Below are 13,741 nucleotides of genomic sequence, written 5' to 3'. Positions count from 1 at the left end.
GTTGTAGCCCTCCCAGACCCTAGATATAGTGTCCTCCCGTTCGGCAACAACGCCGACGCAAGGCCCGCGAGGCCTTGCCAACCAACAAGAATTGCACAACCGAGAGGAAGCGAATGCAAACTGCACTGAACACCCCGTCGACCCCCCGCGCCGTCCCCGCGACGCCGCAGCAGCAACAAGACACTGCGGGCTCGCCCACCGGTCAGAACCTCGCCCACTACCAGATCATTCGCCGCAACGGCGCCGTCGTTCCCTTCGAACCGAACAAGATCGCCATCGCCATGATGAAGGCCTTCCTGGCCGTGCATGGCACCCAGGGCGCGGCTTCGGCCAGCGTGCGCGAAACGGTCGACGTGCTCACGCAAGGCGTGATCCGCGCCATGGTGCGCTCGCGTCCGGGCGGCGGCACCTTCCACATCGAAGACGTGCAGGACCAGGTCGAGCTCGGCCTGATGCGCGGCGGCCACCATGAAATCGCACGCGCCTACGTGCTGTACCGCGAACGCCGCACCCAGGAACGCTCCAAGCAAGGCGAGCAGGACGTGCCCGCCGCACCGGCACTGCACGTGCTCGACAACGGCGAGCGCGTGGCGCTGGACCTGAACGAGCTCAAGGGCCTGATCGAGTCGGCCTGCCAGGGCCTGGGCGACAGCATCACCGCCGCCCCCATCGTCGCCGAGACGATGCGCAACCTGTACGACGGCGTGCCGCTGGACGAGGTCTACAAGGCGTCCATCCTCGCGGCCCGCACGCTGATCGAGAAGGACCCCGACTACACCTTCGCCACCGCGCGCCTGCTGCTGCACACGATCTTCAAGGAGATCATCGGCCGCGAAGTGATGCCGGTCGACCGTGCCACCGCCTACGCCGACTACTTCCCGCAATTCATCAAGAAGGGCGTGGACAACGAGCTGCTCGACGAAAAGCTGCTGCAGTACGACCTGCCCCGCCTGGGCGCCGCCCTCAAGGCCGAGCGCGACAACCAGTTCGACTACCTGGGCCTGCAGACGCTGTACGACCGCTACTTCCTGCACGTGCGCAAGTCGCGCATCGAGCTGCCGCAGGCGTTCTTCATGCGCGTGGCCATGGGCCTGTCGCTGAACGAAATCGACCGCGAAGCCCGCGCCATCGAGTTCTACGAAGTGCTGTCGTCGTTCGACTTCATGTCGAGCACGCCCACGCTGTTCAACGCCGGCACGCTGCGCTCGCAGCTGTCCAGCTGCTACCTGACCACCGTGCCCGACGACCTGGACGGCATCTACGAGTCGATCAAGGAAAACGCGCTGCTGTCGAAGTTCGCCGGCGGCCTGGGCAACGACTGGACCCGCGTGCGCGCGCTGGGCAGCCACATCAAGGGCACCAACGGCGAATCGCAAGGCGTGGTGCCGTTCCTGAAGGTGGTGAACGACACGGCCGTGGCCGTGAACCAGGGCGGCAAGCGCAAGGGCGCCGTCTGCACGTACCTGGAAACCTGGCACCTCGACATCGAGGAGTTCCTGGAGCTGCGCAAGAACACCGGCGACGACCGCCGCCGCACGCACGACATGAACACCGCCAACTGGATCCCCGACCTGTTCATGCGCCGCGTGATGGAAAAGGGCACCTGGACGCTGTTCTCGCCCTCCAACGTGCCTGACCTGCACGACCTGTTCGGCGCCGACTTCGAGAAGGCCTACGTCGCCTACGAAGAGAAGGCCGCCCGCGGCGAGATCAAGCCCGCGCGCACCATCCAGGCATCGGACCTGTGGCGCAAGATGCTCACGATGCTGTTCGAGACCGGCCACCCCTGGATCACGTTCAAGGACGCCTGCAACGTGCGCTCGCCGCAGCAGCACGCCGGCGTCGTGCACTCGTCGAACCTGTGCACCGAGATCACGCTGAACACCAGCGACACCGAAACCGCGGTGTGCAACCTGGGTTCCGTGAACCTGCTGCAGCATCTGAAGGACGGCAAGGTCGACCAGGAGAAGCTCCAGAAGACGATCTCCACGGCGATGCGCATGCTCGACAACGTGATCGACATCAACTACTACGCTGTGAAGAAGGCGCGCGACTCCAACCTGCGCCACCGTCCGGTCGGCCTGGGCCTGATGGGCTTCCAGGACGCGCTGTACGAGCTGCGCATTCCCTACGCCTCGCAGGAAGCCGTGCAGTTCGCCGACGAGTCGATGGAAGCCATCTGCTACCACGCGTACTCGGCATCGGCCGATCTGGCGCGCGAACGCGGCAAGTACTCGAGCTACAAGGGCTCGCTGTGGGACAAGGGCATCCTGCCGATCGACACGCTCGACCTGCTCGAGAAGGCCCGCGGCGGCTACGTCGAGGTGGACCGCTCGTCCACGCTCGACTGGGACGCACTGCGCCAGAAGATCAAGAGCCAGGGCATGCGCAATTCGAACTGCGTGGCCATCGCTCCGACCGCGACCATCTCGAACATCATCGGCGTCGACGCCTCGATCGAACCCTGCTTCGGCAACCTGTCGGTCAAGTCGAACCTGTCGGGCGAGTTCACCGTGATCAACCACTACCTGGTGCGCGACCTGAAGCGCCTGGGCCTGTGGGACGACGTGATGGTCATGGACCTGAAGCACTTCGACGGTTCGCTGCGCCCCATCGACCGCGTGCCGCAGGACGTGAAGGCGCTGTACGCCACCGCGTTCGAAGTGGAAACCACGTGGCTCGTCGAAGCCGCCGCGCGTCGCCAGAAGTGGATCGACCAGGCGCAGTCGCTGAACATCTATATGGCCGGCGCCTCGGGCAAGAAGCTCGACGACACCTACAAGCTCGCCTGGCTGCGCGGCCTGAAGACCACGTACTACCTGCGCACGCAGAGCGCAACGCACGCTGAAAAGTCGACGGTGCAATCGGGCCGTCTCAACGCGGTGTCGTCGGGCAACGACGCACCCTCGGGCATGAGCGCACTCGAAGCCGCCGCTGCTGCAGCGCAGGCACAGATGAGCGCGATGCCCGCCACCGACATCGCGTTCTGCGGTGTCGACGATCCGACCTGCGAAGCCTGCCAGTGATGTGCAAGTGAAGCGTCAACACACCAGACGCTTCGATCGATCAGCGAGGTGCTCGCACACGTAAAAAGCGCGCGACGTTCAATCAATCAAGGCATTGACTGACGTCTCGCGATGCATGCGAGCAACATAACAACCCCATAAATGGCGCACGATGTGAACGAGCACTTTGCAACTCACATCGTTGCTCCGATAATTGCGCATTGGATTTTTCTATGTTGACCTGGGACGAAGAAGTCAAGCCCTCCTTACCAAAGGATATGCAACAAGGATTGCAGCAGCACCACGCATCGACCAGCGGTTCTTCCGCAGGTCGCGCGGTCGCCGCTCCGACTTCGTCGCTTGCACAACCCGCCACTGCCACCGCACCGGTGGCCGCCGCTGCAGGCCAGCGCGTCAAAGCTTCCGACAAGCGGATCATCAACGGCCAGACCGACGTCAACCAACTGGTGCCGTTCAAGTACAAGTGGGCCTGGGAAAAGTACCTCGCCACCTGCGCCAACCACTGGATGCCGCAGGAAGTGAACATGACGCGTGACATCGCGTTGTGGAAAGACCCGAACGGCCTGACCGAAGACGAGCGTCGCATCGTCAAGCGCAACCTCGGCTTCTTCGTGACCGCCGACTCGCTGGCCGCCAACAACATCGTGCTGGGCACCTACCGCCACATCACGGCCCCCGAGTGCCGCCAGTTCCTGCTGCGCCAGGCCTTCGAGGAAGCGATCCACACGCACGCGTACCAGTACATCGTCGAGTCGCTCGGCCTGGACGAGAGCGAGATCTTCAACGCCTACAACGAAGTGCAATCGATCCGCGAGAAGGACCAGTTCCTGCTCCCGTTCATCGACGCCATCAGCGACCCGCTCTTCAAGACCGGCACGCACGAGACCGACCAGACGCTGCTCAAGTCGCTCATCGTGTTCGCCTGCCTGATGGAAGGCCTCTTCTTCTACGTCGGCTTCACGCAGATCCTTGCGCTGGGCCGCCAGAACAAGATGACCGGCGCCGCCGAGCAGTACCAGTACATCCTGCGCGACGAGTCGATGCACTGCAATTTCGGCATCGACCTGATCAACCAGCTCAAGCTCGAGAATCCTGGCCTGTGGACCGCAGAGTTCAAGGCCGAGATCAAAGACCTCTTCATGAAGGCCGTCGAGCTCGAATACAAATACGCCGAAGACACCATGCCGCGCGGCGTGCTCGGCATGAACGCCTCCATGTTCAAGGGCTACCTGCGCTACATCGCCAACCGGCGCGCGCAGCAGATCGGCCTCGAAACGCTCTTCCCGAACGAGGAAAACCCGTTCCCCTGGATGAGCGAAATGATTGACCTGAAGAAAGAGCGCAACTTTTTCGAAACCCGCGTGATCGAGTACCAGTCGGGTGGTGCGCTCTCCTGGGATTGAATTTTTCGATACACAACAATTCATGAATTCAAGAATTGCCCTTGCCACCGATCGCGCCACAGAGCGCGGCATGGACGAGGGCTCAGGTGTTCATGGTGCTGGGGCTCAGATTCCAACGCCATGAATCGCTTCACGCTCCCAACGCGCGTGGAGTGCTTCAATAGGTTGATTTTTTCAACTTGATCAAGGAGAAATAGAAATGGCAACTGCAAAGAAAGCGCCGGCCAAGAAGGTCGCTGCAAAGAAGGCTCCGGCTAAGAAGGCTGTCGCCGCGAAGAAGGCTCCGGCAAAGAAGGTCGCTGCCAAGAAGGCTCCGGCCAAGAAGGCTGTCGCCAAGAAGGTCGTAGCGAAGAAGGCTCCGGCAAAGAAGGTCGCGGCCAAGAAGGTTGCAGCCAAGAAGGTCGTAGCGAAGAAGGCAGCACCGGCGAAGAAGGCCGCTGCCAAGAAGGCTCCGGCAAAGAAGGCCGCCGCCAAGAAGGCGCCTGCCAAGAAGGCCGTAGCGAAGAAGGCGCCTGCCAAGAAGGCTGCTGCCAAGAAGGCGCCTGCGAAGAAGGCTGCCGCCAAGAAGGCTCCTGCCAAGAAGGCCGCGGCCAAGAAAGCCGCGAAAAAGCCCGCTGCCAAGCCTGCCGCTGCTGCCAAGAAGCCTGCCGCCAAGAAGGCCGCCGCGCCTGCGAAGGCTGCCGTAGCGCCTGCCCCTGCGGCGCAAACGACGCTGAATCCCCAGGCTGCTTGGCCGTTTCCGACGGCCAGCAAGCCCTGAGTGAATTCTCAGCGGCCCTGAAAGGCATGAAGCCCGGCACCGCAAGGTGCCGGGCTTTTTTCATGGGCGCCCGCTGTGGCCGCATCGCCGAAGCGATGCGGGCATGTCAGCGAATCACAGGTCGAGCGTGGCGCGATCGATCTGGTAGTTCTGCGGTCCGCGTTGCGCGATCTTGAGCGCGCCGATGCGGTTGCCGAGCGCTGCACAGCGCGCCAGCGGCCATTCCTTTTCCAGACCGTAGAGCAGGCCACCGCGCCATGCGTCGCCGCAACCCGTGGGCTCGATCACCGCCGTCGGCGTCACGCCGGGCACGTGCTCGCGTTCACCCTTCGTCCACACCTCGCAGCCCTCGGCAGCCAGCGTGACCACGAGGCCGCGCACGCGCTGCGAGATCTCGGCCAGGCTCCAGCCGGTGCGCTGTGACAGCATCTTGCCTTCGTAGTCGTTGACCACGACCCAGCTCGCGAGCTCGATGAAGTGACGCAGCGCGTCGCCGTCGAACATCGGCAGGCCCTGGCCCGGATCGAACACGAAGGGAATGCCGGCGGCGGCGAATTGCTCGGCGTGCTGCAGCATCGCGTCGCGGCCATCGGGCGCGATGATGCCGAGCTTGATGTCTTCGCGCGCCACCACCTTCGTGACGTGCGCCTGCTGCATCGCGCCGGGATGGAACGCCGTGATCTGGTTGTTGTCCGTGTCGTTCATGATCATCGCCTGCGCGGTGAAGGTGTCGTCGAGCTGACGCACGAACTCCGTGCTGATGCCCAGCGTGCGCATGCGCTCGGCGTAGTCGGCGCCGTCGCTGCCCAGCGTGGCCATCGGCAGCGCCGTGCCGCCCAGGGCGTTGAGGCTGTAGGCGATGTTGCCGGCACACCCGCCGAAGTCACGACGCAGGCCCGGCACCAGGAACGACACATTCAGGATGTGCAGCTGGTCCGGCAGGATCTGGTCGGCGAACCGGCCTTCGAAAGTCATGATGGTGTCGAACGCGAGGGAACCGCAAATCACTGCTGCCATGGGTGGACCGTAGGTTGGATGAGAAAGAGAACGAACGGCGCGCGTGTCGGCGCTCCGCTCAGGGATAGAAAGCTTCGACGCGGTAGCCCGCGATCGGCGGCAGTGCCGCTGCTTCGCCGGCCGACAAGGTCAGCGGCAGCGAGGCCGCGCGGTCGGCACGCGCCGCCAGCACGCCCGGCGCGCCGTAGTCGGTGGGCGTCAGCACGCGGCGCACGACGGCCTGCTCCTGCGTGTCGAGCAGCGACAGCTCGATGGCCGGCATCGCGAGCGGCACGGTCGCCGCGTTGCGCAAGGTGAAGCTCAACCGGTAGTCGTTGCCGCCGCTCTTCTCGCGCGCGAAGGCCGCGCCTTCGATCACGATGTCGCCGATCTGGCGCAGCGCCGCGAGTTCGCAGCCGGCGTACTGGCACAGCGCCGACAGCGCGGGTCGCAGGTTCGGCTGGCGCGCCACGATACCGTCGCGCTCATGACGAACGACCTGCACGACCAGGATCAATGCCGCGAGCACGGCCAGCAGCACGAGCAGGCGGCGCACGCCCTTGCGCTGCCAGAAGCCGGCGGCCTTTTCGGCCGGCTCGTCTTCTTCGGCGAAGGGATGGTCTTCAGGCGCCTCGAAGGTCGCGGAGAGCGAGAAATCCGGCTCGCCTTCGGCACGGATGCCGGGGCCCGGCAGCGGCGCGGACGCCTCTTCGTGTTGCGCGTCGCGGGCCTTGGCGTTCGCGATCTTGGCCGACTTGGCGCGCGCACGGCGCAGCGCCTTCTGGATCAGGAGCTGGTCGTGGTCCTTCTCTTCCTGCTCGCGCTCCGCAGCCGCGCCATCGTCGTTCTCACCGGTCGCTGCGACCAGCCCGCGCAGCGCTGAGCTGCGCGGCAGGTCGGGCAAGGGCGGCGCAGGCTGCGGCGATGCGGGCGGCGGTGCGCCGAGGTTCAGGTCGATGTTCGGAAACGGCGGCAGCGAACTCGCGGGCGGACGCCATGCAGGTTCGGTGGCGTCGAGGTCGGACCAGGGCTCGTCCGCGGCAAGGCCGTGTGCGGGCAGCGTCAGTTCGAAAGGCAGCGGGGATGCAGCCGGCGCGACGTTGGCGGCGGCGGTCGACAACCCGGCTTCGTCTTGAGGGGCTGGCGATGGCGCCTGCGGCTCGGACTCGTCATCGAGAAAGTCCGCCTCCTCGACCGCCGGTCGTGCGGCCGCCAGGTCGAGGCGCGCGTCCTCGAAAGACGCCACCAGTGCGGCCATCGACGACATCGGCGAAGGTGACGGCGTGGGCGCGGGTGCCGGCGCGGCAGGCGCGGACACCGTGCCATCGGGCGCCTCCTGCAGGTCGAGGGTCGCATCGAACACATGGCTGCATCGACCGCAGCGCACCCAGCCGTCCGAGATGCGAAGCTGGTCGCGCACCACCTTGAAGGTGGTGGTGCAGGCGGGGCAACGCGTGACGAGGCTCATGACCGGGCGATTGTAGGGTTGGGCCCTCGCCGTGCAGGCAGGCGCCCGGGGCACCCGCAGCGCGAGCGCCCGACCACACGCTTCAGCAGCGTGCGGTCATGAGGATCCAGCCGTCCTCGGTGTCGCTGACTTCGAGCGCGGCGTACGGCGCGTAGGCCGCCTTGAGCTCGTCGGCCTGGCGCTCGAGGATGCCGGCCAGCACCAGCGAACCGCCGGCGGCCACATGGCTGCGCAGCAGCGGCGCCAGCACCTTGAGCGGTGTCGCGAGGATGTTGGCGAGCACCGTCTGGTACTCGCCCTTGGCTGCTTCGGGCAGGCCCGCGTTCAGCTGCACACCGTTGGCCTCGGCGTTGAGCCGGGTCGAGGAGACCGCGGCTTCGTCGATGTCGACGGCGTCGATGTTGCGCGCGCCGAACTTGGCCGCGCCGATGGCCAGGATGCCGGAGCCGCAGCCGTAGTCGAGCACGCGCTGGTCGGCAAAGGCGCCCTCGCCTTGCGTCGCGATCCAGCGCAGGCACATGCGCGTGGTCGGGTGCGTGCCCGTGCCGAAGGCCAGGCCCGGATCGAGCCGGATCACCTGCTTGGCCTGCGCGGGCGGCTCGTGCCAGGTGGGCACGATCCAGAATTCGGGTGTGATCTCGACCGGCGCGAACTGCGATTGCGTGAGCCGCACCCAGTCCTGATCAGGCACCGGCGCCACGCCGAGCACCGCGCAGCCGTCGAAGAAGTCCTGCAACGCGAGCACCGAGGCGGCCTCGTTGGCGGCATCCTCATCGGGGAACAGCGCAATCACGCGCGAGCGCTGCCAGCCCTCCTTGGGCGGCGGCATGCCGGGCTCGCCGAACAGGGCCTGTTCGGCATCGGTCTGCGCGTCGGCGTCTTCGACCGACACGCTCAGCGCATCGAGTGCGTCGAGCGCATCGCCGAGCATTTCGACCCGGTCTTCGGGCGCCATCAGGCGGAGTTCAAACATACAGGGCGTTGCGCATGGACTCAGCGCTTGTGCGCCGCGAGCCACTCTTCGAGGTAATGAATGTTCGTGCCGCCGCTCATGAACTTGGCGTCGACCATCAGCTCGCGGTGCAGCGGCATGTTGGTCTGGATGCCTTCGATCACGGTCTCGTTCAGGGCCGTGCGCATGCGCGCCATGGCCTGTTCGCGGGTGTCGCCGTACACGATGATCTTGCCGATCATCGAGTCGTAGTTCGGGGGCACGAAGTAGTTGGTGTACACGTGCGAGTCGACGCGAACGCCCGGGCCGCCCGGCGGGTGCCACATGGTGATGCGGCCCGGCGACGGCGTGAACTTCCACGGGTCTTCGGCGTTGATGCGCACTTCGATGGCGTGGCCGCGCATCTCGATCTGGCGCTGCGTGAACGGCAGCTTCTCGCCGGCGGCGACCATGATCTGCGTCTTCACGATGTCGATGCCGGTGGTGAACTCCGTGACCGGATGCTCCACCTGCACGCGCGTGTTCATCTCGATGAAGTAGAACTCGCCGTTCTCGTACAGGAACTCGAAAGTGCCGGCGCCGCGGTAGCCGATCTTCTTGCAGGCCGCTGCGCAGCGCTCGCCGATCTTCTCGATCAGCTTGCGCGGAATGCCGGGGGCCGGCGATTCCTCGATCACCTTCTGGTGGCGGCGCTGCATGGAGCAGTCGCGCTCGCCCAGGTAGACGGCGTTCTTGTGCTTGTCTGCGAGGATCTGGATTTCGATGTGGCGCGGGTTCTGGAGAAACTTCTCCATGTACACGGCCGGATTGTTGAAGGCCGCGCCGGCTTCCGCCTTGGTCATCTGGATCGCGTTGACCAGTGCCGCTTCGGTGTGCACCACGCGCATGCCGCGACCACCGCCGCCGCCTGCCGCCTTGATGATGACCGGGTAGCCGATCGCACGGGCGATGCGCTTGTTGGTGGCGGCGTCGTCGGACAGTTCGCCTTCCGAGCCGGGCACGCAAGGCACGCCGGCCTTGATCATGGCCTGCTTGGCCGAGACCTTGTCACCCATCGTGCGGATGTTGTCGGGCGTCGGGCCGATGAACTGGAAGCCGCTTTGCTCCACGCGTTCGGCGAAATTGGCGTTCTCGCTCAGGAAACCATAGCCGGGGTGGATGGCTTCGGCATCGGTCACCTCGGCGGCCGAGATGATGGCCGGCATGTTGAGGTAGCTCAGGCCCGAAGGCGCCGGGCCGATGCACACGGCTTCCTGCGCCAGCTTGACGTACTTGGCTTCGCGATCGGCTTCGGAATAGACCATCACGGCCTTGATGCCCATTTCGCTGCAAGCGCGCTGGATCCGAAGGGCGATCTCCCCCCGGTTTGCAACCAGAATCTTCTTGAACATGCTTACTCGATGATGAACAGCGGCTGGCCGTATTCGACCGCCTGGCCGTTTTCGCCGAGGATCTGGGTGACCGTGCCGGACTTGTCGGCCTCGATTTCGTTGAGGATCTTCATCGCCTCGATGATGCAGAGCGTGTCGCCCTCGTTCACCTTGCTGCCGACTTCGACGAAAGCCGCGGCGCCCGGGCTGGACGAACGGTAGAAGGTGCCGACCATCGGCGACTTCACGGCATGGCCGGTCGGGGCAGCCTCGACGGCGGGGGCAGCGGCGGCCACAGCGGCACCAGCAACAGCGGGCGCTGCCACGGCGGGCGCGGCGGCCAGGGTCTGCACGTACTGCACGGGGGCGGCACCGCCACCCTTGACGATGCGGACCTTGCCTTCGGTCTCGGTGATTTCCAGTTCGGAAATATTCGATTCGGACACCAGATCGATCAGTGTCTTGAGTTTGCGCAGATCCATGGGACTCCAGTGCCAGCTTTGCCGGTCTTTAGGAAAGAACTTGACCGAAAACCGTCGATTTTCGGCGTTTGGCGTCTAACGCCAGCTTGTGTATTTAAATTCTAACCGTGAACAAGTTGGCGTCGCCAAGCGTCCAGGTCGGTCGTTTCAAGCTTGCCCATTTTACGAGCCAGCACCGAACCGTCGCCGTGAAGCACCAGGGTGAACGGCAAGCCGCCCCCAGTGTTACCCAGATTCTTGACCAGTTCCATGCCCTCCAACCCGGCCAATGCGGTCGGGTAGGTGACTGGCGTGCGCTGCAGGAACTTGCGCACGGCGCTGGGTTGGTCGATGGCCAATCCCACCACTTGCCAGCCGTTGGCGCCGTGTTCGCGGAAAAAGGCGTCGATCATCGGCATTTCTTCGACGCAGGGCGGGCACCACGTGGCCCAGAAGTTGAGCAGCAAGGGCTTGCCGCGCAGGCTCGTCAGCGCCAGCTCACCGCCCTCGGGGCGCTCGAAGCGCTGGTCCCAGAACATGGCCGCATCGAGCTTTTCGCCGCCGCTGGCCGCGACGCCGCTGTCATTGCGTTCCCGCCACCAGGCACCGGCCACGCCGGCCGCGGCAGCGACTGCCGCCACGCCGGCATACAGCATGCCGCGTCGTGTGGGCGTTGAAGTCATTACTGGTCCTTTTCTTGTTCAATGCGTCGGCGCAGCGCGTTCAGGTCGCCGCGCGGCGCGCGCCCCTGGGCGTCGGGCTTGAGGGCGCCGCGCAGGTCGTCGAGGTCGTACACCAGCAGATGCACCCCGATTTCCTCGCCCAGCGCCCGGCTCGGCGCGTGGACGCTGAGGGCTTCGACCTGCTCGCCATGGAAGCCGGTCACCATGCGCGGCTCGTAGTCCACGTGGTGATCGATCAGGGCGATTTCGGCCGACTTGGAATCATCGCAGAACAATTGAATATAAATGTCTGACAAACGTGTGGCCGTGCCATGCCAGACGGCGCCGCCCACATGCGGCCGGAACACGGCCATGCGCTCCATCCACTCGAGCGCGAGCAGGCGCAGCGCGTGCAGTTCCTGGGGCTGGGTGTCGGCGCAGAAGACCGCGATGTAGTCGCGCACCTCGGCCTCGACCTCGTCGTTGTTGGGCAGCGCGGTGCGCGTCGGGAGGCCGAGTTCGCGCAGCGCCCGGCGCTTGGCCGGGCCGTACTCGAGCCCCTCCTCGACGACGAGTCGGGCGGCAACGGCGGCGATCTCACGCTTGGACGTGTCCATCGGGGCATTTTGCCCGCTGCGAGCGTCCCTCACATGAACATCAGTACGGCGCCCGGGGCGAAGCGGCCGGAGCACCCGCAGCGCCTCCCTAGAATTGGCCGATGCACATTCATATTCTGGGTATCTGCGGCACGTTCATGGGCGGTGTGGCCGCCCTCGCACGCGAAGCAGGCCACCGGGTCACGGGCTGCGACGCCGGCGTGTACCCCCCGATGAGCGACCAGCTGCGCGCGCTCGGCATCGACCTGATCGAAGGCTTCGGCGCCGACCAGCTGGACCTCGCCCCCGACATGTTCGTGGTCGGCAACGTGGTGTCGCGGGCCCGCCTGCCCGACGGCAGCCCCAAGTTCCCTCTGATGGAAGCCATCCTCGATGCCGGCAAGCCCTACACCAGCGGCCCGCAGTGGCTGGCCGAACACGTGCTGCAGGGCCGGCATGTGCTGGCGGTGGCTGGCACGCACGGCAAGACGACCACCACCTCGATGCTGGCCTGGGTGCTCGAACAGGGCGGCAAGGCGCCCGGCTTCCTGGTCGGCGGCGTGCCGCTGGACTTCGGCGTGTCGGCCCGCTTGGGCGACGGCCCGGCCTTCGTGATCGAGGCCGATGAGTACGACACCGCCTTCTTCGACAAGCGCAGCAAGTTCGTTCACTACCGGCCGCGCACCGCGGTGCTGAACAACCTGGAGTTCGATCACGCCGACATCTTTGACGATCTGGCCGCCATCGAGCGCCAGTTCCATCACCTCGTGCGCACGGTGCCCGGCACCGGGTGCCTGGTGGTGAACGCCACCGAAGAGAGCCTGCAGCGCGTGCTGGCCCAGGGCTGCTGGAGCGAACTCGCCCGCTTCGGCGACGGCGGTCCGGCCACGGAATGGCAGGCGCGCGGCACGCACGACGCCTTCGACGTGCTGCACCGCGGCGAGGTGGTCGGCCGGGTCGAGTGGGCACTCTCGGGTCTGCACAACCAGATGAACGCGCTGGCCGCCATTGCCGCAGCCGACCACGTGGGCGTGCCGCCGGCCGACGCAGCCCGGGCGCTCGGGCGCTTTCGCAACGTGCGCCGCCGCATGGAGCTGCGCGGCACGGTCGAGGGCCAGGGCGGCGCGATCACCGTGTACGACGACTTCGCGCACCACCCCACCGCGATCCGCACCACGCTCGACGGGCTGCGCAAGAAGCTCGACGACGCCGGCAAGCAAAGTGAGCGCATCCTCGCGGCCTTCGAGCCGCGCAGCAACACGATGAAGCTGGGCGTGATGGCCGCGCAGCTGCCGTGGAGCCTGGCATCGGCCGACCTGTCGTTCTGCCACACGGCCGGCCTTGACTGGGACGCGGCCGCCGCGCTGGCACCGATGGGCGCACGCGCCCAGGTCGCCGGCGCCATCGAGCCGCTGGTGCAGCAGGTCGTGGCCGCGGCGCGGCCCGGCGATCACATCGTCTGCATGAGCAACGGCGGTTTCGGCGGGGTGCACGAGAAACTGCTGGACGCCCTGCGCTCGGCCCAAGCGTCATGAACGGCATGCGCGCGCGTGAGCTGATCGACACCCTGAAGCTCCAGCCCCACCCCGAGGGCGGCTGGTATGCCGAGGTGTTCCGGTCGGCCGCGAGCGTGACGCCCGCCGACGGCCGCGCGCCGCGCAGCGCGCTGACCAGCATCTATTTCCTGCTCGAAGTTCACCAGCATTCGCGCTGGCACCGCGTGCTGTCCGACGAAGTCTGGGCGCACCTGGAAGGCGTGCCGCTGGCGCTGTGGACCTGCGATGCCGCGATGCGGACCGCGCCGGCCCACGTGAAGCTGGGCCCGGTCGATGCGCACGGCACCCGGCCACAGCACGTGGTGCCCGCCGGCCAGTGGCAGGCCGCGCGCCCGATCCAGGGCCACGCGAGCGGCGACTACACGTTGGTCGCCTGCATGGTCGGGCCGGGCTTCGACTTCAGCGATTTCTCGCTGGTGCCGCAGGGCAGCGACGAAGCGGCGTCGATGCGGCACCACTGGCCCGACCTGGCCACCATGCTCTAACTAACT

Annotated in this window: 12 protein-coding genes; 5 read left to right on the top strand and 7 right to left on the bottom strand. The window is 66.0% G+C overall.

Annotation, left to right across the window (positions count from 1 at the left end):
* Positions 1-113: 113 nt before the first annotated feature.
* From AC07OH_RS17910 to AC07OH_RS17900, 3 genes are all read left to right on the top strand, one after another.
* A complete protein-coding gene (locus AC07OH_RS17910; RefSeq protein ID WP_495301594.1) occupies positions 114-3,026 on the top strand; it encodes a ribonucleoside-diphosphate reductase subunit alpha in 2,913 nt (970 codons plus the stop codon).
* Between the two features lie 212 nt (positions 3,027-3,238).
* A complete protein-coding gene (locus AC07OH_RS17905; protein ID WP_099795108.1) occupies positions 3,239-4,429 on the top strand; it encodes a ribonucleotide-diphosphate reductase subunit beta in 1,191 nt (396 codons plus the stop codon).
* Positions 4,430-4,628: 199 nt separating this feature from the next.
* Positions 4,629-5,189: a histone H1-like DNA-binding protein gene (locus AC07OH_RS17900; RefSeq protein ID WP_489059292.1), complete on the top strand. Its 561-nt coding sequence runs from the start codon at positions 4,629-4,631 to the stop codon at positions 5,187-5,189.
* 114 nt (positions 5,190-5,303) lie between these two features.
* Here AC07OH_RS17900 and AC07OH_RS17895 read toward each other — a convergent pair whose 3' ends face one another.
* The 7 genes from AC07OH_RS17895 to AC07OH_RS17865 all read right to left on the bottom strand — a co-directional run bounded on the left by AC07OH_RS17895 (position 5,304) and on the right by AC07OH_RS17865 (position 11,715).
* Positions 5,304-6,206, bottom strand: a complete 903-nt coding sequence (locus tag AC07OH_RS17895; protein ID WP_153280623.1) for a carbohydrate kinase family protein — start codon at positions 6,204-6,206, stop codon at positions 5,304-5,306.
* 58 nt (positions 6,207-6,264) lie between these two features.
* The gene (locus AC07OH_RS17890) at positions 6,265-7,653 is read right to left on the bottom strand and encodes a zinc-ribbon and DUF3426 domain-containing protein (RefSeq protein WP_495301593.1); all 1,389 of its coding nucleotides are present in this window, start codon (positions 7,651-7,653) and stop codon (positions 6,265-6,267) included.
* Between the two features lie 82 nt (positions 7,654-7,735).
* Positions 7,736-8,626, bottom strand: a complete 891-nt coding sequence (prmA, locus tag AC07OH_RS17885) for a 50S ribosomal protein L11 methyltransferase (protein ID WP_159278547.1) — start codon at positions 8,624-8,626, stop codon at positions 7,736-7,738.
* 20 nt (positions 8,627-8,646) lie between these two features.
* Positions 8,647-9,996 (bottom strand): acetyl-CoA carboxylase biotin carboxylase subunit, encoded by a 1,350-nt coding sequence (accC, locus tag AC07OH_RS17880; protein ID WP_056575613.1) that lies wholly within the window; start codon positions 9,994-9,996, stop codon positions 8,647-8,649.
* Between the two features lie 2 nt (positions 9,997-9,998).
* Entirely contained in the window at positions 9,999-10,457 is a 459-nt protein-coding gene (gene accB / locus AC07OH_RS17875; RefSeq protein ID WP_489059298.1) for an acetyl-CoA carboxylase biotin carboxyl carrier protein, read from the bottom strand.
* Between the two features lie 101 nt (positions 10,458-10,558).
* On the bottom strand, positions 10,559-11,119 hold the full coding sequence (locus AC07OH_RS17870; protein ID WP_495301592.1) for a TlpA family protein disulfide reductase: 561 nt from the start codon (positions 11,117-11,119) through the stop codon (positions 10,559-10,561).
* The gene (locus AC07OH_RS17865) at positions 11,119-11,715 is read right to left on the bottom strand and encodes a hypothetical protein (RefSeq protein ID WP_062481235.1); all 597 of its coding nucleotides are present in this window, start codon (positions 11,713-11,715) and stop codon (positions 11,119-11,121) included. The genes AC07OH_RS17870 and AC07OH_RS17865 overlap by 1 nt, the downstream gene beginning before the upstream one ends.
* A 101-nt stretch (positions 11,716-11,816) precedes the next feature.
* Here AC07OH_RS17865 and mpl point away from each other — a divergent pair, with 101 nt between their 5' ends.
* Together mpl and AC07OH_RS17855 are read left to right on the top strand one after the other, a co-directional pair.
* Positions 11,817-13,229: a UDP-N-acetylmuramate:L-alanyl-gamma-D-glutamyl-meso-diaminopimelate ligase gene (mpl, locus tag AC07OH_RS17860; protein WP_495301591.1), complete on the top strand. Its 1,413-nt coding sequence runs from the start codon at positions 11,817-11,819 to the stop codon at positions 13,227-13,229.
* Complete coding sequence (locus tag AC07OH_RS17855) at positions 13,226-13,735, top strand: cupin domain-containing protein (RefSeq protein WP_495301590.1); 510 nt, start codon at positions 13,226-13,228, stop codon at positions 13,733-13,735. Before mpl ends, AC07OH_RS17855 begins: the two co-directional genes overlap by 4 nt.
* Positions 13,736-13,741: the final 6 nt, after the last annotated feature.

This window comes from Variovorax sp. GW821-FHT10C12 (assembly GCF_059415405.1).
Note: the sequence above shows the minus strand (reverse complement) of the source record. Positions and strands in the feature narration are given on the sequence as shown.